Here is a 21,416-nt window from a genome sequence, read left to right on the forward strand (position 1 = left end):
TGGTGATATTATGTAAAGGTTAATCGGAAAGGTATAAAATATTTTGTGTAAGGGGGAGAAATTGTGTTTTCGGTAACATTAAAAAAAATAAAGGAAGATTTTTCGCTGGAGCTCGTTACAAATGATGAGAACAGGTTGGAAGATATTCTGGTAACGTCTACAGATGTGAATAGACCCGGTTTGCAACTGGTTGGATATCTTGAGTATTTCGGAACCGACAGAATACAGATGATTGGTAAGGTTGAGACCAGCTATCTTGCAGGCTTGACACCTAAGGAAAGATACTCCCGTCTTGATGAGTTTTTTAAGTGTGGTTTTCCATGTATGGTGGTGGCAAGAGGGCTTGAAATTTTTCCTGAAATGCTGGAGGTAGCTCAAAAATACGGTATTCCGATTTTAAGGACGAAAGATGTTACATCAAGAATATTAAGTGCGTTAATCAGCTACCTTAATGTTGAGCTTGCTCCAAGGGTAACAAAACACGGAGTACTTGTTGAGGTATATGGAGAAGGTATCCTGATACTGGGAGAAAGCGGTGTGGGTAAGAGTGAGACTGCTTTGGAGCTGGTGAAGAGAGGTCACAGGCTTGTGGCAGATGATGTGGTGGAAATCAGAAAGGTATCCGACAAGACATTGTTTGGAACTGCTCCCGACATTATAAGACACTTTATTGAAATAAGAGGAGTTGGAATACTTGATGTCAAGAACCTTTATGGTGTGGGTTCGGTAAAGGTTACTGAAAACATAAATCTTGTTATACAGCTTGAGTTTTGGGATCAAAAGAAAAACTATGACCGGCTGGGCCTGGTTGACGAGTATACGGACATACTGGGAATCAATGTTCCATGCCTCACCATTCCTGTAAGGCCGGGTCGAAATCTTGCCATAATCGTGGAAGTGGCAGCTATGAACAACAGACAGAAGAATATGGGTTATAATGCTGCCAGAGCTTTAAATGAGAGGGTGCTGGGGAGATAAGCAAATCATCCGATGAGTAAGCCTTAAGGCCTGACGCCTTGATGATTGGAGGAGTAGTTTTGAAATTTGTAGTCGATACACATACACACACCATATCCAGCGGTCATGCGTACAGTACCGTTCAGGAAATGGCTAGAGAGGCTTCGGTGAACGGCATTGAAATGTTTGCAATCACTGACCATGGTCCCGCCATGAAAGGAGCTCCATATCTTTATCATTTCGGCAATCTCAGGGTTATACCGGAGATTATATATGGAGTAAGAGTACTAAAGGGTGTGGAGGCAAATATTATTGATTATTCGGGCGGGCTGGATGTGCCCGATGAGTATTTAAGGAGGCTGGATTTTGTCATTGCGAGTTTCCATGATATTTGCATTGAGCCAAAAACTCAAGAAGAACACACAAGAGCTGTGATAAATGTTTTGAAAAATCCTTATGTGGATGCAATTGCACATCCCGGAAATCCCCAGTTTCCGGTAGATATCGAAAAGGTTGTGAGCGCTGCGAAGGAAAATGGAAAACTGATAGAATTAAACAATCAGTCTTTTGTGACAAGAAAAGGCTGTGAGGAGAATTGCAAAGAATTTGCCCGAGAGTGCAAGAAGCAGGGAGTCAGGATTGTATGCGGAAGTGACTCTCATATCAGCTTTGATGTAGGACGTTTTGAGAAGATATACAAGCTCCTTGAAGAGATAGATATGCCTTCAGAGCTCATCATGAATACATCCGTAGATAAACTAGATGAGTATATAAAGCAGAAAAAGGCGAGAATCAGAAGGAAATAAAGTGTACAAAGCTTAATTTTTGTTTAAAATAATATATTGAATTCTATATGCTGCGCTGCTCAAGTAGAATAATAGTATGGACTGCAAAATAGTTAGAGTAAGGAGCTGACGTTATTGGAAAAAGAGCTTTTTGTGGGGAGAATTAAGGAAATTGTCGGTTCGGAAAATGTCAAACTGGATGAACCTATGAAGAATCATACTTCATTTAAAGTTGGGGGACCGGCAGATATTTTAGTTACTCCTGTATCTGTCTTGCAATTAAGCCAGCTTATGAAGTTTTGCAAAAGTGAAAATGTTCCCGTATTTGTTATGGGCAATGGAACGAATTTGATCGTTAAAGATAAAGGAATAAGAGGAGTAGTTATAAAAATATATGATAATCTAAATGAATTTACCGTTAAAGACGATATTATTACTGCATATGCCGGCGTGCTTCTTTCAAAAATTTCCATGGCTGCTTATGAAAACGGTCTCGCAGGTCTTGAGTTTGCCTCCGGCATACCCGGGACGCTGGGAGGAGCTGTTGCAATGAATGCAGGAGCATACGGCGGGGAAATGAAGGACGTCATAATTGAAACCGAATTTATGGATAGAGACGGTGAGATTAGGGTCATACGAAATGATGAGCATCAGTTTGGGTACAGGACCAGTCTTATCCAGAAACTCTCCGGCATAGTTATAAAGTCTTCAATGAAGCTTAAAAAGGGAAATAAAGAGGAAATAAAAGCATTGATGGATGATTTGACCAAAAGGAGGCAGGATAAACAGCCTCTGGAGATGCCCAGTGCAGGCAGTGTCTTCAAAAGGCTGAAGGGTACTTTGCAGGAAAGTTGATTGAAGATTGCGGACTTCGCGGATACCGTATAGGGGGAGCTGAAGTTTCAAACAAGCACTGCGGTTTTATTGTCAATTCGGGAAATGCAAAAGCCAAAGATATATTGGATTTAATACAATATATTCAAAATACGGTGAAGATGAAATTTGGGGTTGAAATGCAAACAGAAGTGAGAATTGTTGGGGAAGGGTAAATAGTTTCCCGCTGACAGATGGATATTTTGGGAGGTACAAATGAGATTACTGATAATTACTGGAATTTCGGGAGCTGGAAAGAGTCTGGTTGTTAAATATCTGGAAGATATAGGTTTTTTCTGTGTAGATAATCTTCCGCCGTTGCTTATAGGTAAGTTTGCCGAAATTTGTGTTAAAAGCAGGGGAAAGATAAGCAAAGTGGCTCTTGTTATAGATATTAGAGGGGGAGAGCTTTTTAACGACCTTGTGCCTGAGCTCAATGCTTTAAAAGAGTCGGGAATTGATTATGAGATTCTTTTTCTTGAGGCATCGGATCAGGTGCTAATTAAAAGATATAAGGAGAGCAGGCGTATTCACCCGCTTGCGGCAGAGGGAAGACTGGTTAAGGGTATAAAAGCCGAAAGGGAAATACTGTCCCAAATCAAAAAAAATGCAACTTATGTTATTGATACGTCAAATTTGACGCCAAGGCAGCTAAAGGAAGAGATTTTGGCCATATTTGTTGATGGCAGAAAGTTTGACGGGATGATAGTGAATATTATTTCCTTTGGTTTTAAATACGGTATTCCCATTGAATGTGACTTGGTTTTTGATGTCAGATTTATTCCAAACCCATATTATATAGAGAATATGAGGCATAAGACGGGCAAGGAAGAAGCGGTCAGGGATTATGTGATGGGGTTTGACGAAACTACTGATTTTCTCACTAGACTTAAAGAGATGCTGGATTTTTTAATACCCAACTATATAAGGAAGGCAAGTCCCAGCTTGTCATAGGAATCGGTTGTACTGGCGGAAGACATAGATCCGTGGCTATTTCCGAAGCATTATTTTCATATCTTTGCGGCAAGGAACACAGGGTGTTTATTGACCACAGAGATATAGACAAAGATGGCAGGAGCAATCGAAAATGAAAAATTATAATTTGCTGCAAAAAATCATTGCAGGATATAAGAGGTATCTTTTGACTGTTTTTGGGATTATCCTGATAAGTGCAAGTATGTTTTTGGCATATAAGCAGGACAGCATTTTGGACATCATTTGTTCGATACTTCTGATTATGTCGGGCTGTATTTTTATTGTTGCTTCTATACGGCTTATCCCAACCGGCATTATGTCAAAATACATGGGAAACAGTACGAAAGGAACATGCGGCAAAGACATAGACGATTACTCATATGAAAAGAAAATTCTCGACAAGGTCCTAAAATAGTGGCTATTGGAGGAGGCACCGGCCTTTCAACCATGCTTAGAGGGCTTAAGGAATATAGCTCGAATATAACGGCAGTGGTTACGGTTGCCGATGATGGGGGAGGATCCGGAGTTCTGAGGCAGGACTTGGGGATACTTCCTCCCGGAGATATCAGAAACTGCATTATGGCGCTTGCCAATACTGAGCCTATTATGGAAAAGCTGCTTCAGTACAGGTTTCAGGATGGAATGCTGAAAGGACAGAGTTTCGGAAATTTATTCCTTGCAGCAATGGACGGCATTTCTTCAAGCTTTGAGCAGGCTGTTCAAAGAATGAGTGATGTGCTTGCGGTAAAAGGGAGAGTGCTTCCGGTTACCCTTGAGGATATCAAACTTTGTGCAGAGCTGGAAGACGGATATATTATTGCCGGAGAGTCTAAAATCGGTAATCATAACAGCTTTCACAGGTGTGCAATTAAGAGGGTGTATTTGGAACCGGGAAGGGTAAAGCCTTTGGATGAGGTCATTCATGCAATTGGAGAGGCGGATGTGATTGTCTTGGGGCCGGGAAGTCTTTTTACGAGTATAATTCCCAATCTTTTGGTTGACGGTGTATGCAGCGCGATAAAGAATTCAAAGGCTTTGAAGGTATATGTGTGCAATGTTATGACCCAGCCTGGGGAAACTGACGGATATACAGTTTCGGATCATATAAAGGCTCTTGAGAGACACTCTTTCGAGGGAATTGTAGATTACTGCATTTTTAATACCTCCGATATACCGGAATTGCTCAAAAAGAAGTATAGTGAGGATGGAGCGCAAATTGTCAGAATTGACTTTGATGAATTGGATAAATTAGGTATTAGATTCTTGGGAGGGGATTTTGTCTGTATAAATAACGGCTATATTAGACATGATACAAGGAGATTGGCACAGGCCATAATGGATTTGGTTTTTGAGAACGCATTTGGGAAAGACAATAGAGAGTCAGCCGGGTATGTTAATGCAATTAAGCAGTATAAAAATATGGTTGGATAAAAAACTAAAAATGCGGAGGAATGCTCATGAACTTTGGAAAATCAAGTTGGAGAACTTACGAACAAGGTATTCAGAGGGAATGGCTTTTGACCAATGGCATAGGAGGATTTTCGTCATCTACAATTATAGGTGCCAATACCAGAAGATATCACGGTCTATTGGTGGCAGCCTTGAAACCTCCTGTAAGCAGGCACTTGATATTGTCGAAAATTGATGAATGCGTGACTGTTGATAATGAATCGTACAATTTGTTTTCCTATGAAGTGCCGGGTTTTGTAATGGCTGGACATCATCATCTGGAAAGATTTGAGTATGATTTTATTCCAAAGTACATTTACAGGGTCAAGGATGTTTACATTGAAAAGGAAATATGCATGGTTTACGGTGAAAACACTGTTGCAGTGGTTTACCGTATCATTAATGGACCAAGCAGGACCAATTTGAGACTTACCCCTCTTGTAAACTTCAGAGACTATCATTTCAATTCCAGTAGAGCATATATGAATTTCGACAGGAAGGTTGAAAAGGATGTTTTAACGATTCGCCCTTCCTTCTACGATATTGATATTAAATTGTACTTAAGCGACGGAAAGTTTGCAGAGCTTGACGATACCTGGTTTTACAATATGGATTATGCGGTGGAAAGGGAAAGAGGCCTATCTTCTACTGAGGATCATTATATTCCCGGGTATTATGATGTTGAAATTATGCCTATGGAAGAAAAATGTATTACCTTTGTTGCCACCGTGGAAAAGAGCATAAATCATAGAGATGGCCTTGCAATAATAGAAAAAGAAAAAATGAGACTGAAAAAGCTGATAAGCAAATCCGGATATAAGGATGAACTGGCAAAAAGACTGGTTTTGGCAGCAGACAACTTTATAGTGCATAGACAATCTACAAATGCGAAAACCATAATTGCCGGATACCCATGGTTTACCGATTGGGGAAGGGATACCATGATAGCTCTTACCGGCCTTACTTTATCAACCCGGCGTTTGACGATGCAAAGGAAATTCTCTATACATTTTCAAAATATGTCAAGGACGGATTGATACCGAATATGTTCCCCGATGCAGGGCATGAGCCGCCATACAATACTGTTGACGCCGCATTATGGTATTTTGAGGCTGTAAGCAAATATGTGAAATATACTCATGACTATAAATTTATAAAGGAAAATATTTACGATGGTCTAAAAGAAATAATTGACTGTTACTCAAAAGGAACTCACTTTAATATAAAAGCTGATGAGGATTATCTGATTACTGCCGGTGATGAACATACACAGCTTACATGGATGGATGCCAAGGTGGGTGACTGGGTGGTTACTCCCCGTCATGGAAAAGCTGTAGAAATAAACGCATTATGGTACAATGCATTAAAGATTATGTCTCAGCTTTCAAAGCATTTTAAAGAAGATGCCGAAATGTATGACAAGATGGCTGAGAAAGTAAAAAAATCCTTTGTCGATAGCTTCTGGAATGAGGAGAAAAAGTGCCTTTATGACTGTCTGACGCAAAGCTACAAGGATGACAAAATAAGACCCAACCAGATATTGGCCGTAAGCCTTTCAAATCCGATAATAGAGGGAGACAAGGCAAAGAGTATTGTAGACACTGTTTTAAAAGAGCTCTATACTGCCTACGGTTTAAGGAGTCTATCCCCTAGAGAAAAGGAATATGTAGGAGTGTATGCCGGCGATCAGTACAAAAGGGACGGAGCATATCATCAAGGCACAGTCTGGACATGGCCTTTAGGTCAATTTATAACTGCATATCTTAAGGTAAATAATTATTCACCGGAAGCCAAGAAAATGGCCATGAGGTTTATTGAGCCCTTTAAGGACCATCTTGAGGATGCATGCCTTGGTTCCGTTTCCGAGATATTTGACGGAAATGAGCCGTTGATACCTAGGGGATGCTTTGCCCAGGCATGGAGTGTGGCAGAGATACTTAGGGCTTATGTTGAGGATGTAATGGAATTAATATAGTTAAAACACTAGAAATTTATTGCGATATAGGGTATAATTTGTGTGCGATTTGTAGCTTTTTGTAATAAATCAATATTTTATTATATGGGGTGTCCGCCTTGTCGTTTTCATCGGCAGTTAAGAATGAGTTGTGTAGAATTGATACGGAACATAATAGCAGCTTGTTTGAGCTTGCGGCTGCAGCGAGGATAAGCGGGCTTATAAAGGTGGTTAACAGCAATGAGATTAATTTGAGGCTCATAACCGAGAATGCTGCGTTTGCCCGCAGGATATTTTCTCAGATTAAGGATTTGTATGGGATTAACACCGAAATAAGCATTAGAAGAAGCCCTAAACTTAAAAAAAATATTGTTTATATCCTCGTGCTGACTTCATCGAAAGGTTTGATGAAGGTGCTTGAGGATATTAATATTAGAGTATCCGAAAAGGTGGAGTATGTGCCCTATGCCGAATGTATGAAGAAAAAGGAATACAGAAAGGCATACTTGAGGGGTGCATTTTTAGCGTCGGGGTCAATGAGTGACCCGGAAAAGACATATCATCTGGAGATAACCTGCACAATATGACCTTGGCAACGGAAGTCAGTGAATTGATGGACAGTTTTAAATTAAACTCAAAGGTTACCAAGAGGAAGGGAAACTATGTGGTTTACCTCAAAGAAGGGGAAAATATAGTCGACTTTTTGAATATAATCGGAGCACATTCTGCGCTTTTGGAGCTTGAAAACATCCGGATTTTAAAGGAAATGCGGAACAATGTCAACAGAATAGTAAACTGTGAGACGGCAAACCTGCAAAAGACAGTGGATGCTTCGGTAAGGCAGGTGGAAAATATCAATTACATAAAAGATAATCTCGGATTTGATAAACTGCCGGAAAATCTCAGAGAAATAGCAAAAATAAGGCTTGATTACAGTGATGCCACCCTAAAGGAGCTGGGAGAAATGCTAAGTCCACCCCTCGGAAAGTCTGGAGTTAATCATAGATTGAGAAAGCTGGATAAGATTGCTGAGAGCTTAAGAAACATGAAAGGAGAGTTATGAAAATGGTTGAGAAGACTATTACGATAACTAATCCGGAAGGACTGCATGCACGGCCGGCAGCACTTTTTGTACAAACTGCAGGGAAGTTTACTTCAAATGTCTGGATTAAGGCAGGAGAAAAAAAGGTAAATGCCAAGAGTATAATGGGACTTATGTCTTTAGCTGTTTCACAGGGGACAGAGGTTGTAATAGGCGCGGAAGGAGAAGATGAAGAAAAGGCCGTAAATGAACTTATTGACCTTGTCACATCGGGTTTGGAAGAGGTTTAAAATAGGATCTAATTTACCAAAAGTAAAGATATCGACAAGTCGTAACTAAATTAACATTTAGATGTTGGTTTTTGATACGGTTTGTCGATATTTTTTTGCCTCTGTTACAAAAGTTTACAATATTCTTTGAAGGGGGAAATAATGTTTTGAAGAATAAAGGTTAGGACAACTGACAGTGGAGGAGGATAAGCTTGAATATAAGATTAACTAACCGGGGTAATACTTTAGTTGCGGTGTTAAATGGCGAACTGGATCACCATACTGCCGAATATATTAGGCAGAAACTGGATGCTGAAATGCTGAAGTCTACTACAAAAAATATGGTTTTGGACTTTTCGAAGGTCACATTTATGGATAGCTCGGGAATTGGAGTTATTATGGGAAGATATAAAAATATACAGAAGTTAAACGGTAAAATGTCTTTGGCCGGTGTTAACGAGCAGATTAAACGCATTTTTGAAATGTCGGGACTCTTTAAAGTAATGCCGGCTTATGATAGCATTGATGAAGCTATTAATAAAATGTAAAGGGGTATTAAGAATGAATCCAATAAATGAAGTTAAGCTTGAGTTTGTTAGCAAATCAAGTAATGAGGCGTTTGCCAGAGTTGTGGCGGCGGCTTTTGTGTCTCAAATAGATCCGAATATTGAAGAGCTTGCGGATGTGAAAACGGCAGTTTCTGAAGCTGTGACAAATGCTATAATCCATGGATATGAAAACAAAACAGGTTTGGTGAAAATGATCTGCAAACTCTATGAAGACGCTGTGGAAATAAGTGTAATTGATGAGGGGAAAGGAATAGAAGATATAGAGAAGGCACGACAGCCTATGTTTACCTCAAGGCCTGATATGGAAAGGTCAGGTATGGGATTTACCGTAATGGAGAATTTTATGGACAGGGTTGAGGTTGTTTCTGAAGTTGGCGGGGTACTACCGTAACAATGTTTAAGGCTTTTAAATCTGTCAGGGACAGAAACGATACCCCGTGACAAAAATCATTTTTTTGCTTGCGTCATAAAAGTGCAGGTGATTTTTCAATAGAACTAATACCTGAGAGGATATGGGGATGAATATGGACGAATTGTATGAAAAGGAAACTCTGGAATTGATAGCCGCTGCTAAAGCAGGAGATAAAGAAGCCCAGTCCGTATTGGTGGAGAAAAATGTCGGTCTTGTATGGAGCATCGTACGAAGATTTCAAAACAGAGGGTACGAGGCCGAAGATATTTTTCAGATCGGGTGCATAGGTCTTATTAAGGCGATTAACAAGTTTGATTGTTCCTTTGATGTCAAATTTTCTACCTATGCGGTTCCGATGATAATTGGAGAAATAAAACGCTTTATTCGGGACGACGGAATAATAAAGGTAAGCCGCTCCCTCAAGGAATTGTCAAACAAGGCCAGGATTACGAAGGAAATTATGTCAAAGGAATTGGGGCGGGAGCCGACCGTAAGTGAAATATCTGCTCAGCTCGGCATTCCTGTTGAAGAGCTGGTCATGGCAATGGAGGCGAACTGTACTCCCGAATCCTTATACAGTACGTTGGGTGAGGGGGAGAATTCTTCTACCCTTCTTATTGATAAAATTGCAAATGAAAGCGATAGCCAAGAAGTAGACATTGTCGACAGGATTGATTTAAGGAAGGTTCTGGATACCTTAAAGCCAAGAGAGAAACAGATTATAGTTTTGAGGTATTTTAAAGAAAAAGACACAGGTTCAAATTGCAAAAATGCTTGGAATATCCCAAGTACAGGTATCAAGAATTGAAAAGAAAATATTGGAGGAAATCCGGAAAAAAATAAAATACAATTAGACTAAAATCTATATTTTTTTGATACTAATATATAAAGCAATATGTTCCTGCATATTGTTTTTTTATTTCCTAATAATAAGTAATAACAATTTGTATACAAAGTTTTAAAAAACCTATTTTTATAGAAATTTATAGCATAAGGGGATTGAGTTTAAATATGACTGAAGCACTAAGAAGGTATAAGATGATTTTAATAATTCTGGGCCTGACATTGGTGATAGCGTTTTTGACTCTTGCTATTTTTGCTCAAAAACCCGAAAAAGTTCCTTCAAAAGGAATTTTCGTTTTTGAGAATACAAATGACGCAGGCTCGGTAAACGTATTCATAAAAAAAACAGCTTGGCAAGATTTGGAGGTTTTATATGCAGAAAACAATGACCAATAAAGAGTACCAGTCCTATGTGGAAAAGAAGACACCTAATTCCAAAACAAGAAGAAATGTGCTCAGAGCTTTTTTGGTCGGGGGACTGATTTGTGTGGTCGGTCAGTTTATAACCAATACTTTGAAGATGATGGGCTATGGACAGGAGCAGGTTTCTTCGGTAGTATCGCTGATAATGATTTTTTTGGGTGCGCTTTTAACAGGGCTAAATATTTATGATGACTTAGGAAGGTTTGCAGGAGCGGGTTCTATTGTGCCTATAACAGGCTTTGCAAATTCAATAGTCTCACCTGCGATGGAATTTAAAAGTGAAGGATATGTTTTGGGTGTTGGAGCAAGAATGTTTGTTATTGCCGGCCCGGTACTGGTATATGGCATTTCAACATCAATTATTGCGGGAATTATTTACTTTCTTTTAAAATAGCGTGCTGATTTACCGGCGCTGCTTCAAAACCGGAGGGGAGTGAATTATGGCATCTAAAAGATTGGGAAAACAAACTGTAATGCTTCAAAATCCGCCAAGTATTACTTCGACAGCTTCGATTGTGGGACCGAAAGAAGGAAAGGGACCTTTGAGACTCTATTTTGACAATATTATTGATGATGAGATGTGGGGAGAAAAAAGCTGGGAGAAGGCTGAAAGCAAGCTGATTAGAGAAACTTTTTCAAAAGTTTTGCAAAAAGCCAATAAGACAAGTCAGGAAATAAATTATGTAATTTCAGGAGACCTTCTTAATCAATGTATTGCTGCAAACTTTGGGCTAAGAGAGTCGGATGTGCCGTTTTTTGGGGTTTACGGTGCCTGCTCCACAATGGCGGAGTCTATGAGTATTGGAGCCATGCTGGTTGATGGCGGGTTTGCCGATGATGTTGTATGTATAACATCCAGCCATTTCTGCTCTGCGGAAAAACAGTTCCGGTATCCGCTGGAATTGGGAACGCAAAGACCGCCTTCTGCGCAATGGACAGTAACCGGCTCCGGAGGTGCACTGATTTCGAGCACGGGTGCAGGTCCCTATATTACGCATATTACTACCGGCAAAATCGTTGATATGGGAATTAAGGATGCAAACAATATGGGAGCTGCTATGGCACCTGCAGCAGTTGACACAATAGTTACCCATTTTAAAGATACGGCTTTACTCCCGAAAGCTATGACCTTATAGTAACGGGAGACCTTGGTGCCATAGGAAAAGAAATATGTATTGAACTTGTAAGGGAACAGGGTTTCAATATTGCCAATATATACAATGACTGCGGTGTGATGATTTATGACCGTGATAGACAGGACACACATGCGGAGGCAGCGGCTGCGGCTGTGCAGCAACTGTATTTGCGGGATTTATTTATAAGAAACTTATGGACGGAAGCTTGAAAAATGTTTTGTTTATTGCCACAGGGGCTTTACTAAGCCCGGTAAGTACACAGCAGGGAGAATCGATACCTTCTATAGCTCATGCAATCAGCATTACAACATCCCTACAGCAATAGGGGCTGTATAAATATGCTATTACTCGTTTTGAGGTGGTTATATGGATAAAGTTTTAATGACATATATAAGTGCGTTTATTGTTGGAGGAGTGATTTGTGCTGTAGGACAGGTACTAATCGACAAGACCAAGCTTACATCGGCAAGAATTCTTGTGCTGTTTGTATCTTCAGGTGCAGTGCTGACAGCACTTGGGGTTTATCAGAAATTGGTTGATATCGGCGGTGCGGGAGCTACTATACCGCTTACAGGATTCGGTTACAACCTGGTAACCGGGACCTTCAAGGAAGTTGATAAATTGGGTGTGCTTGGTGCGTTTACAGGAGGAGTAAAAGCCGCAGCGGCAGGAATTGCTGCAGCTATATTCTTTGGATATCTTATGTCTGTTGCTTTTACACCCAAAGCAAAAAGATAGCCGAATGTGTTTAAAGTATTAGGCAAATTTATTTGAAATGTGGGTATGATAACTATGAGTAAAAGAAAAGTTATCCTTGTTACCGATGGTGATATGGTAGCTAAAGCAGCAGTGGAGATTGCCACTTCAAATATCGGAGGAAGGTGCATTTCTTTTTCTGCCGGAAATCCCACTGTTTTGACAGGACATGAAATTGTTGAGCTTATAAAAGCGGCCGAAAAAGACCCTGTGGTTGTTATGGTTGATGACCGGGGACGTAAAGGTATGGGACCCGGAGAAGCTGCAATGGAGTCGATTTTAAACAACAAGGATATTGAAGTAATCGGTGTTGTGGCAGTATCCTCCGACGGTAAGGATTGCAATGGGATAAAGCTGACTTGCTCTATTACAAGGGAAGGAAAAGTAATTAAGGGCTCTGTGGACAAAAATGGAGTGAAAACTCGCAATGGCAAGATTTGCGGAGATACTCTGAGTATTTTAAGAGGACGCGAAGACTTGGTTATTGTTGGAATAGGTGATCCGGGAAAGATGAACTTTTATGATTCGATTGAAAAGGGTGCTCCCATAACTACAAAGGCACTGGAAGAGATAGTAAAGAGAAGTACTGTAAGACATTAAGTCTTACAGTAAGGCTTTATACCTGCTTGTATGTGCCTGCTCTATCCGGCGAAAGTGAAAGGTGGTATTATTTTATGAATGTTGAATACATTAATCCCTTCATAGAAGCAAGTCAAACAGTTTTAAAGCAAATTGCTGGAATAGATGTTAAGCTGGGCAGCGTTTCTTTAAAAACCTCTCCTTACACTAGCGATAACATAGTAATTTTGGTTGGTCTTACGGGAAAAATCAGAGGACAAGCGATTTTTTCCATGAATAAAATTGCTGCTTTGACTATTGCTTCAGGCATGATGGGAGGCGCGGAATTGACGGAGTTGGACGAAATATCAAAAAGCGCACTGTCGGAGCTGACCAACATGATTCTCGGAAATACCGCTACCATTCTTTATAATAGGGGAATTGGTGTTGAAATAACTCCACCATCTTTTCTAGTGGGAGAAAATATGCAGATATCACCTTCGAAAATGAAGACTATATGCATTCCTCTTCTTTTAGGGGAAAATAAAAAAATTGAGTTGGATATTTCGGTGGTTGATTAACTTTTATGTGTAATTTAAAATAGAGCATAGCAGAGTTTGCTAAAAATAAGTTCTGCCATGCTCTATTTTTCGCTTGGTCTCTTGGAATTAAATAGAAAAGGCGAAATATATTTAGCATTTTTTATAAGGATAGGTCTTAAATATAGCGGACATATGTGTTATTATGATATTTATAATCAAGAGAGATATAACAGTTAATTAATGAGAGGGAGAAAAACAATGGCAATTAATGTTGTACTGGTAGAGCCGGAGATACCCCAAAATACTGGAAATATTGTAAGGACTTGTGCAGCAGTGGGGGCAAATCTTCACTTAGTCAAGCCTTTGGGGTTTTCGGTTGAAGACAGATACCTAAAGCGTGCAGGTTTGGACTATTGGGATAAAGCAAATATAAAATATTATGATAGTTTCAATGAATTAAGGGATAAGTACAAGGAGCATACTTTTTATTATTCTACTACTAAAGCTCAGAATACATATGCAGATGTAAGATATCCGGAGGATTGTTTTATTGTGTTTGGAAAGGAAACAGCAGGTTTGCCGGAAGAGCTTCTTAGAGAAAACAGAGAATGGTGTATTCGAATTCCGATGAAAAATGATATCCGTTCCTTGAATCTTTCGAATTCTGTTGCTGTAGTTGTTTATGAAGTATTAAGACAGAGTAATTTTGCCGGACTTGTTACTTGTGGGAAATTATCTAAATATACATGGTAAAAAGCAGCATTTCATGTCGTAATAATTGCTTCCTTAAGACAAGTAAAGTAATGGTAATATTGGGGCGATATTGTTGCTGATGTATTCGAGAGTTGTTTTATTTGAATATTTTTGTACTTTATGGGGCCTTTATTCGTTGTTTTTGTAGAAATATTTCGAATACTAAAGTATAATATATAGATATAATGATAGATATATAGAGATTATGTTGACGACTCAATGATAGTTTATTCGGGTGGTAGGATGTTATGAAAAATCATATTGATTTGTTGAAAAAAAAATACAGTAATTTGGCTGATACATATCTGAATACTGAGTTCAGAAAAGTTGAATTGCTTTTATATATCTTATTTTCAGTAATACTTGGTCTTATACAGTGTATGCAGATAGATTACAATGCTACAAATAACATTCGGGGTTATATAAGTCATGTACAATCATCAATTGTTATTCTTATGGCTTTTCGATTCGGTTATTTGGGATTATCGATAGCACTGGTATTGATTTTAGGCGAAACAGCATTCATAGTTGCAGAGTACTTCCTGAGCTTCAACAATTACCTGCTGCTGGGGATTACGCTAAAATTGTTTACAATATTTGTAACCAGTTTTATTGCGATACTTACAAACAGACAGCAGATTCAGAAAAAAAAGCTTGAACAGCTGGCAATTACAGATGAATTAACCGGAGCGTATAACCAGAGATTTTTTCACATGATTCTTGAAAGTGAGCTTAATGAGGCGCAAAAAAATGAAAGCTCCGTCAGTCTTATTATGATAGACATTGATAACTTTAAAATGTACAACGATATTTACGGACATGACTGTGGTGACAGTATATTAAGGACAACCGCATCAATTCTTTTGGAAATATTAAATGAAGGCAGCTATTTGTGCCGGTACGGTGGGGATGAATTTGCAGTTGTTATTACAAATGCCCAAAGGGAAAATCTGGAGAATATAGCAAACGATATTCGGCAGAGGTTTGAAAGACTGAAGCAAAAATATTATAAAGACGAACTGTATGAAAAGGTAACATTGTCCATTGGTTTGTCGGAATATCCCAATATGTCGCGGAACAAGAATGAACTCATTTACCAGGCTGACACTGCCTTGTATCATGCGAAGAATCTGGGAAAAGACAAAGTACACCTCTATCAGGACGCGCTGATGCAAATACGCAAAAATATAAGTTCCGACCATCAGCAGCTTATAGGTATATTCAAGGGATTGTTAAGTACCATATCGGCAAAGGATAAATATACCCATGGACACTGTGAGCGGGTAGCTGCTTATGCTGTATTGATTGCCGAAGCAATGAAGCTGAGTGCCAAAGAAATCAGTATAATTCAATGTGCGGGTTTGTTGCATGATATCGGAAAGATAGAAATACCCAAACATATATTGAACAAAAAAGAAAAATTGACTGATGATGAAATAAGTTATTTAAGACAGCACCCAGTTTATAGTGAAAACATTCTTGAACCTTTGGAGGATATGGACAAACTGACGGATTATGTAAGGCATCATCATGAAAGATTTGACGGCACAGGATATCCGGACGGACTTAAGGGAACGGAAATAAGTCTTGGTGCAAGAATTCTGTGTGTTGCGGATTCGTTTGATGCCATGGTGTCCGATCGTCCGTACAGCAAAAGCATGACAATGGAGCAGGCCTTTAATGAGCTTGAAAACAACGCCGGGACTCAATTTGATCCCGAAATTGTAAAGATTTTTATAAAAGCAATGGATTCATGTGTCTTTTGAATAGAACAAGTTCAGACTTGTGACGGTTGTGTGTTTTTATTGTCGATTTTTGGGTTTTTACAGATAATACAAACAAAATATTGAAAAATATGTTGATTTAATGGTAAACTAATTGTAAGGCAATACAAAGGAATTGTTTTCCCGTAATCTTGATTTGACATAAAAAATAATTATAATATTTGCTAAATGTTATGAGGGGGATTATGACTGAATTATTTTATTTTCCAAAGAGAAAGAAGAAAACAATTCGAAGATTTTGCAAGATATTATCTACTGACTCTTATGTTCCTGATAGAGTAATTGACAATGAAGAAATAATAAAAAAATATCACCCTTTCTTTAGAAACGAAGTAATTATAAAAACCATTGGCGTAGAAAGAAGACATGTTGAGGAAAAAGACGCGGATGACAGTGACGTTCTTGCAAAATCAGCCAAAGGGTGTCTTGAGAAATATGGAATATTGCCGGATGAACTTTCGAGAGTTATTGTGAACAAGTTTGTGGGTGATAATTTCCTGCCTATGACAGCAAGCAGGCTCCAAGGCAAACTTGGAAGTAAGACGCTGTGCACGCCTTTGACATTGATGGGGGTACTTCGGCTTTTATTCATTCATTGGATGCGGCATCAAGATTTATTAATTCCGGTGACGAATATATTCTTATTTCATCAGGAGGCATAGTCTCAAAGTTTGTAAGCAAAACAGATCCAAGAGTTGCATTTCTGTTTGGAGATGCTTCGGCTTCTGTACTTTTAGGTTATTCGGAAGAGAAACACATATTGGCAAGTTATTTTTATTCAAACTATCAGTATTATGATATGGCCGTAATGCAAAGTCCTTTAAGCCTTGCAGAGAACTTTTCCCCGACTGAGTTGGTTTCTGCAATAGGTGATTTGTATAAAATGGAGAACTGGAAGATAGCTGAAAGCTTTATAGAGAGGCAGTAAGGGAAGTATCAAGGAATGTACTCGAAGAAAGTGGCCTTGAAATGAAGGATATTGATTTGGTCTTGGTTACAGAAAATAATGTCAAGATATGGGAGTTGACACTGGAAACTTTGGGAGTATATCCTGAAAAAAGCATTTCTTTGATCAGAGAATATGGTAATACCATGTCGGCAATGCTTCCGCTTCTTATAGATCATGGATTTCGTTCAGGTAGAATTCAGAAGGGTATGAATATTATGCTGATATCCCATGGTGAAGGGTTCAGTGGGGAGGTCTAATATATAGGGTTTAATCTTAAATATATTGTCAAATTATATAAAAAATTCATATGAATCAAGACTGGATATGTTTATTTTGTAGATTGCTTTTTTTTACAACTTACATTATTTTTAAGAGGGGGATTGCTATGAACTACGAAGAAATCTTTAGCAAAGCAAAGGAACTGATAGCAGATTATCTAAAGGTGGATGAGAATGAAATTACTCCCGAAACCAATCTTGTTGATGACCTTTGTGCCGATTCTATAGCTTTGGTAGAGTTGGGATTCAGGTTTTCTGAGACTTTTTCGGTGCCTATGATTGAAGCTAAACCGGATTTGTTTATTATGGATAATGTTGTAAAGTTTATATTGGATAACACCGGTGAGAAATGATTCGACGGCATTTGCAACCTTGTACGACAAATAAATACTTGTTTGATTTACCACATCAAGGGATTGTGAATGGGGGAGACTATGAATACTAATATCAGATTTCCAGAAATAAAGCCACTGAAAATAGAGAGATATGCAAAAATAATTTCAACAGGCGTCGGTCTTCCTGATAGGGTTGTTACAAATCAGGATATCATTGATACATACGGCATCATTGCAACTGACAGAGCAGTAAGGTATTCGGTAGGCATAATTGAAAGAAGATGGGTAGAGGACGAAAAACTTGAAGACTTGGTGGCGATGGCTATTTCCCAATGTCTTGACAGAGCAGGTGTGGGTATTGACAGTGTGGATAGAATCATATATTCAAGACTTTTGGGGGATTATCAGATTCCAGCTACTTCTATAGGTGCTCTCAGAAAGTTAGGTGCAAGGGCGGGGATACCAGCCTTTGATATGACCTGTGCTTGCAGCGGATTTATGCATGCCTTGGATCTTGCAATACGATATATCGATTCCGGTGATGACTATGTCCTTGTTATTGGAGGAGGCATAACTTCAAAGGGTATTCAAAAATGGAAACATCCAAATCAAAAAACAGTATTTTTATTTGGAGATGCTGTAGTTGCTATGCTGATAGGATGTTCCGAAGTTAAGCATTTCCTGGCTTCTTATCTTATGACCAATCATCTCCTGTATGACAATGCTTTTATTCCGTTTGGAACAAAAACTTCTAAAAGAAGATGTAAAAATCGAACCCGAGTTATTCAACATGAATGTAGTAAACGGAGATGTGGTTCTTCAAAGCTCTGTTGAATATTGTAAAATGATAACAGATAAGCTTTTGTCCGAATCAAAGTTGACTTTGGACGAAATTGATTATTTTATTACATCCGATCAATCAACGAGAATATGGGAGGCTCAAGTAAAAGCGCTGGGAATTCCGTTTGAGAAGAGCCTTAGTCTGTTCTATAAACATGCGAATACAGTTTCGGCTATGAGCCGTTGATTCTCGATGAACTTATCACATCGGGCAGGCTAAAAAGGGGAGATCTTGTGATGATGCATGCTCATGGCGCAGGTGCAAGCAGTGGGGGAATGATTTTTAGATACTAAAATATGAAGAATAATCAATGTCTCTTCTAAATACAGCCAATCTTCAAATCAATCAATATTGCAGAAATTAGAAAATTAGGATTTTTTTGTCTTATATTAAAATATAATACTTAGTTTGGGGGGAAGCTAAAATGAACTATTGTAATTGGTTGTTTGATACTCAAAAGCAGGACCTTGGAAGAGAAATCATCATTGACGGGGAGACCGGAAAAAGGCTGACTTTTAAGGAACTTCAAACAGAAGTGCTGAAGGTTGCCAATTTCCTGAAGTCAAAAGGATATGAGCCCGGAACGGTTATAGCAACACATCTTTATAACGGTGCTGAAGCAGCAATTGTTTTCTGGCTATTGAGTATATTGGGTGTGTTGCGTGTCTTGTAGATCCGCTTTTTAAAGCAGATGAGGTACCGTACTATATAAAAGATTCCGCCTCAAAATGCCTTGTTACTCACCTGGAAAAAGAGGAGATAGTTGGGGCATTAACATCGGAAGTTGATGTGGTAAACGTAAGAGAGATTCAAGAAATATGTGAAAAAGATGAGTTTGAAAAGCCCCTTTCAATGTATGATTTTGAAGAAAATGAGCTTGCACTGCTTTTGTATACCTCAGGTTCTACCTCCACTCCCAAGGGTGTAATGCTTACAACGGGCTGTTGTTATACATTTCTTAGAAAGAACCATCAGTCGATGTACAGATATGAGCCTGATGACAGAATTTTGTGCTTTGTACCCTTTTCCCATGGGTTTGGTTCAATCTCTGTCCTAATCCCGGCATTGGCATACAAAGCGGGAATTGTATTTCAAAGAACATTCCACCCTGCAAAAGTTGCTGAAATGGTATTAAAAGAGAATATTACCCATATGTTGGGTGTTCCGACCCATTACCGGCAATTGTTAAGATATGAACCCTTCATAAGCAATCTTGGAAAGCTGAAAGCGGCTTTTTGTTCCGCAGCGCCTATTAGTTGCGAAGTGGCGAAGTTGTGGTACGAAAAAACAGGGATATATTTGGATGAAGGCTATGGAATGAGTGAGGCAACTACTCTTATTACCACAAGGATGTCGCGGCTTCCTTCAACCTCAGGAGATGTGGGTTTTTGGCCGGAGGGGATAATATCTGTCGACATTGTCGACGACAATGACAGGGTTGTGGAAAACGGAGCAATAGGAGAAATTCGTGTAACCGGACAAGGACTTATGCTCGGTTATCTGAACCGTCCTGCGGAGACTTCAGAGAGACTCAGAAACGGATATCTTTATACTGGGGATTTAGGATACAAAAATCCTGACGGTTCCCTTGTTGTTTGCGGCAGAAAAACAGAATTTATCAATGTTGCAGGGCTTAAAATATCTCCTGTTGAGGTTGAGACTGCATTAAATTCTCACTCTGACGTAATTGATTCTGCGGCTGTGGGAGTTGAGGATGAAGTATATGGAGAGGTTGTTAAGGCTTTTGTCATAAAGAAACAGGATTCGAGTTTGACCGAGCGGGAACTGATAAAATATGTTTCGGACAAGCTGGCGAATTTTAAAGTGCCTAAATATATATCCTTCGTAAAAGAATTTCCGCGAAATAATGTCGGGAAAGTCGATAAAAAGGCATTAAAAAATATGTAGCATACAAAGGGTGTTTTATTATGAATGAAGCAAGTTCAAAATTTGTGGATAATCTGGCCATAGAGAAGCTTCTAAATGAGAAGCTTTTGAAGGTGTCTCACAAGCCCAAAAACTTAGTTTTTGATAACGATGAAAAAATATTTGACAATATTTACAAGTATGAGCTGGATATGTCCAAAGTTAAATTTGTGGAAGGTGATAAAAATTTAAAGCGTTTTGAAATTCCGTCTTTCATAAAGACAAAGGTGTATACTGAAAATGATACGATATACCTTTATTATCATCCTGCGGAAAATCCTGCATGCAACATTTTATTATTGCATGGATTGTATGATGATAATATGATTAACTACACATTTTTAATAAAGTTGTTAAATGAACTTAAGTTCAATGTCTTTTTTATGGAATTGCCTTACCATTTTAACAGGAAGCCGGAGGACAGCGCTTTTAGCGGAGAATATTTCGTAAGCGCGGATCTTTTGAGATCCCGCAATGCTTTTACCCAAAGTCTGTATGATATTGAAGCGTCTCGCAAGCTTATTAATAACATCAATACTTTGCCGTGTTTGCTTGTTGGGTTTAGTATGGGAGGGTGCATATCTTTCAGGTACCACATACTAAGAGATAGCTTTATCGGAACTTTTTTAATCAATCCGGTTACGGATATGTTGTCGTTGATATGGGAGAATCCGTTGCTGATCAGGGTTAGAAAAGATCTTGAAGACCACGGCTTTGGGAAAGAAAGGGTTGCTGAAGTTTTTAAAATTTTGGACCCTTGTGAAAATATTAGTTTCGCTTCTAACGTTGATAATATTGCGATTGTATATTCTTTATACGATCAGATTATCGGAATGGAAAAGAACACTATATTTATAGAAAAAGTTAAGTACGCAGGTTTGAAAAAAATATTCGAATATCATGCAGGGCATTTGAATATTTTGAGAGTCCCCAGGCTTTCCAATGATATATATGATTTTTTTACGAATTGTTTCCAAATTATTCAATGATTTGGTGATTTTTAGACA

General features: G+C 38.8%; 19 protein-coding genes and 9 pseudogenes. All 28 read left to right on the plus strand.

Annotated features, from left to right (window positions below; genetic code table 11):
- Window positions 1-63: 63 nt before the first annotated feature.
- The 28 genes and pseudogenes from hprK to JCM21531_RS05605 all read left to right on the plus strand — a co-directional run bounded on the left by hprK (window position 64) and on the right by JCM21531_RS05605 (window position 21,398).
- Window positions 64-978, plus strand: a complete 915-nt coding sequence (hprK, locus tag JCM21531_RS05490) for an HPr(Ser) kinase/phosphatase (RefSeq protein WP_038288082.1) — start codon at window positions 64-66, stop codon at window positions 976-978.
- Window positions 979-1,037: 59 nt separating this feature from the next.
- Window positions 1,038-1,763 (plus strand): phosphatase, encoded by a 726-nt coding sequence (locus JCM21531_RS05495; protein WP_038288085.1) that lies wholly within the window; start codon window positions 1,038-1,040, stop codon window positions 1,761-1,763.
- Between the two features lie 114 nt (window positions 1,764-1,877).
- Window positions 1,878-2,791, plus strand: a pseudogene (gene murB / locus JCM21531_RS05500) (UDP-N-acetylmuramate dehydrogenase).
- Window positions 2,792-2,831: 40 nt separating this feature from the next.
- A pseudogene (rapZ, locus tag JCM21531_RS05505) lies at window positions 2,832-3,706 on the plus strand (RNase adapter RapZ).
- Window positions 3,703-5,021, plus strand: a pseudogene (mgfK, locus tag JCM21531_RS05510) (gluconeogenesis morphogenetic factor MgfK). Before rapZ ends, mgfK begins: the two co-directional pseudogenes overlap by 4 nt.
- 26 nt (window positions 5,022-5,047) lie before the next feature.
- A pseudogene (locus JCM21531_RS05515) lies at window positions 5,048-7,014 on the plus strand (amylo-alpha-1,6-glucosidase).
- A gap of 98 nt (window positions 7,015-7,112) precedes the next feature.
- Window positions 7,113-8,056: pseudogene (whiA, locus tag JCM21531_RS05520) on the plus strand (DNA-binding protein WhiA).
- Window positions 8,057-8,058: 2 nt separating this feature from the next.
- Window positions 8,059-8,325, plus strand: a complete 267-nt coding sequence (locus JCM21531_RS05525; RefSeq protein ID WP_038288088.1) for an HPr family phosphocarrier protein — start codon at window positions 8,059-8,061, stop codon at window positions 8,323-8,325.
- A gap of 191 nt (window positions 8,326-8,516) precedes the next feature.
- Window positions 8,517-8,852, plus strand: coding sequence for an anti-sigma F factor antagonist (spoIIAA, locus tag JCM21531_RS05530; RefSeq protein WP_038288091.1), 336 nt, complete (start codon window positions 8,517-8,519; stop codon window positions 8,850-8,852).
- A 13-nt stretch (window positions 8,853-8,865) separates the two neighbouring features.
- Window positions 8,866-9,314 (plus strand): annotated as a pseudogene (spoIIAB, locus tag JCM21531_RS05535) (anti-sigma F factor).
- Window positions 9,315-9,391: 77 nt separating this feature from the next.
- Window positions 9,392-10,139 (plus strand): annotated as a pseudogene (sigF, locus tag JCM21531_RS05540) (RNA polymerase sporulation sigma factor SigF).
- 157 nt (window positions 10,140-10,296) lie between these two features.
- Window positions 10,297-10,524, plus strand: a complete 228-nt coding sequence (locus JCM21531_RS05545; protein ID WP_054847010.1) for a hypothetical protein — start codon at window positions 10,297-10,299, stop codon at window positions 10,522-10,524.
- The gene (gene spoVAC / locus JCM21531_RS05550; protein ID WP_038288093.1) at window positions 10,502-10,945 is read left to right on the plus strand and encodes a stage V sporulation protein AC; all 444 of its coding nucleotides are present in this window, start codon (window positions 10,502-10,504) and stop codon (window positions 10,943-10,945) included. The genes JCM21531_RS05545 and spoVAC overlap by 23 nt, the downstream gene beginning before the upstream one ends.
- A 46-nt stretch (window positions 10,946-10,991) precedes the next feature.
- Window positions 10,992-12,012 (plus strand): annotated as a pseudogene (gene spoVAD, locus JCM21531_RS05555) (stage V sporulation protein AD).
- Window positions 12,013-12,068: 56 nt separating this feature from the next.
- Window positions 12,069-12,425, plus strand: coding sequence for a stage V sporulation protein AE (gene spoVAE / locus JCM21531_RS05560; RefSeq protein WP_157833649.1), 357 nt, complete (start codon window positions 12,069-12,071; stop codon window positions 12,423-12,425).
- A 54-nt stretch (window positions 12,426-12,479) separates the two neighbouring features.
- Window positions 12,480-13,043 carry a stage V sporulation protein AE gene (locus tag JCM21531_RS05565; protein ID WP_038288098.1) on the plus strand — a complete coding sequence of 188 codons (564 nt, stop codon included), beginning with the start codon at window positions 12,480-12,482 and terminating at the stop codon, window positions 13,041-13,043.
- A gap of 74 nt (window positions 13,044-13,117) precedes the next feature.
- Window positions 13,118-13,582 (plus strand): chemotaxis protein CheX, encoded by a 465-nt coding sequence (locus tag JCM21531_RS05570; protein ID WP_038288101.1) that lies wholly within the window; start codon window positions 13,118-13,120, stop codon window positions 13,580-13,582.
- A 219-nt stretch (window positions 13,583-13,801) separates the two neighbouring features.
- Window positions 13,802-14,296, plus strand: coding sequence for a tRNA (uridine(34)/cytosine(34)/5-carboxymethylaminomethyluridine(34)-2'-O)-methyltransferase TrmL (gene trmL, locus JCM21531_RS05575; RefSeq protein WP_038288104.1), 495 nt, complete (start codon window positions 13,802-13,804; stop codon window positions 14,294-14,296).
- A 248-nt stretch (window positions 14,297-14,544) separates the two neighbouring features.
- The gene (locus tag JCM21531_RS05580; protein ID WP_038288106.1) at window positions 14,545-16,062 is read left to right on the plus strand and encodes a bifunctional diguanylate cyclase/phosphohydrolase; all 1,518 of its coding nucleotides are present in this window, start codon (window positions 14,545-14,547) and stop codon (window positions 16,060-16,062) included.
- Between the two features lie 203 nt (window positions 16,063-16,265).
- Window positions 16,266-16,742 carry a beta-ketoacyl-[acyl-carrier-protein] synthase family protein gene (locus JCM21531_RS20790; RefSeq protein WP_243467275.1) on the plus strand — a complete coding sequence of 159 codons (477 nt, stop codon included), beginning with the start codon at window positions 16,266-16,268 and terminating at the stop codon, window positions 16,740-16,742.
- On the plus strand, window positions 16,676-17,008 hold the full coding sequence (locus tag JCM21531_RS20795; RefSeq protein WP_243467276.1) for a beta-ketoacyl-[acyl-carrier-protein] synthase family protein: 333 nt from the start codon (window positions 16,676-16,678) through the stop codon (window positions 17,006-17,008). The genes JCM21531_RS20790 and JCM21531_RS20795 overlap by 67 nt, the downstream gene beginning before the upstream one ends.
- 41 nt (window positions 17,009-17,049) lie before the next feature.
- Complete coding sequence (locus tag JCM21531_RS20800) at window positions 17,050-17,286, plus strand: 3-oxoacyl-[acyl-carrier-protein] synthase III C-terminal domain-containing protein (RefSeq protein WP_243467277.1); 237 nt, start codon at window positions 17,050-17,052, stop codon at window positions 17,284-17,286.
- A 128-nt stretch (window positions 17,287-17,414) separates the two neighbouring features.
- The gene (locus JCM21531_RS05590) at window positions 17,415-17,660 is read left to right on the plus strand and encodes an acyl carrier protein (RefSeq protein WP_038288108.1); all 246 of its coding nucleotides are present in this window, start codon (window positions 17,415-17,417) and stop codon (window positions 17,658-17,660) included.
- 81 nt (window positions 17,661-17,741) lie between these two features.
- Window positions 17,742-18,476 carry a thiolase family protein gene (locus JCM21531_RS05595; protein WP_243467278.1) on the plus strand — a complete coding sequence of 245 codons (735 nt, stop codon included), beginning with the start codon at window positions 17,742-17,744 and terminating at the stop codon, window positions 18,474-18,476.
- Complete coding sequence (locus tag JCM21531_RS23565; protein ID WP_279378983.1) at window positions 18,433-18,669, plus strand: 3-oxoacyl-[acyl-carrier-protein] synthase III C-terminal domain-containing protein; 237 nt, start codon at window positions 18,433-18,435, stop codon at window positions 18,667-18,669. The genes JCM21531_RS05595 and JCM21531_RS23565 overlap by 44 nt, the downstream gene beginning before the upstream one ends.
- Window positions 18,666-18,776, plus strand: a complete 111-nt coding sequence (locus JCM21531_RS23570; RefSeq protein WP_279378984.1) for a 3-oxoacyl-[acyl-carrier-protein] synthase III C-terminal domain-containing protein — start codon at window positions 18,666-18,668, stop codon at window positions 18,774-18,776. The genes JCM21531_RS23565 and JCM21531_RS23570 overlap by 4 nt, the downstream gene beginning before the upstream one ends.
- A 131-nt stretch (window positions 18,777-18,907) precedes the next feature.
- Window positions 18,908-20,391 (plus strand): annotated as a pseudogene (locus JCM21531_RS05600) (class I adenylate-forming enzyme family protein).
- Window positions 20,392-20,411: 20 nt separating this feature from the next.
- Entirely contained in the window at window positions 20,412-21,398 is a 987-nt protein-coding gene (locus tag JCM21531_RS05605; RefSeq protein ID WP_038288109.1) for an alpha/beta hydrolase, read from the plus strand.
- The last annotated feature ends 18 nt before the right edge of the window (window positions 21,399-21,416 follow it).

Source organism: Acetivibrio straminisolvens JCM 21531 (assembly GCF_000521465.1).
Classification (GTDB): domain Bacteria; phylum Bacillota; class Clostridia; order Acetivibrionales; family Acetivibrionaceae; genus Hungateiclostridium; species Hungateiclostridium straminisolvens.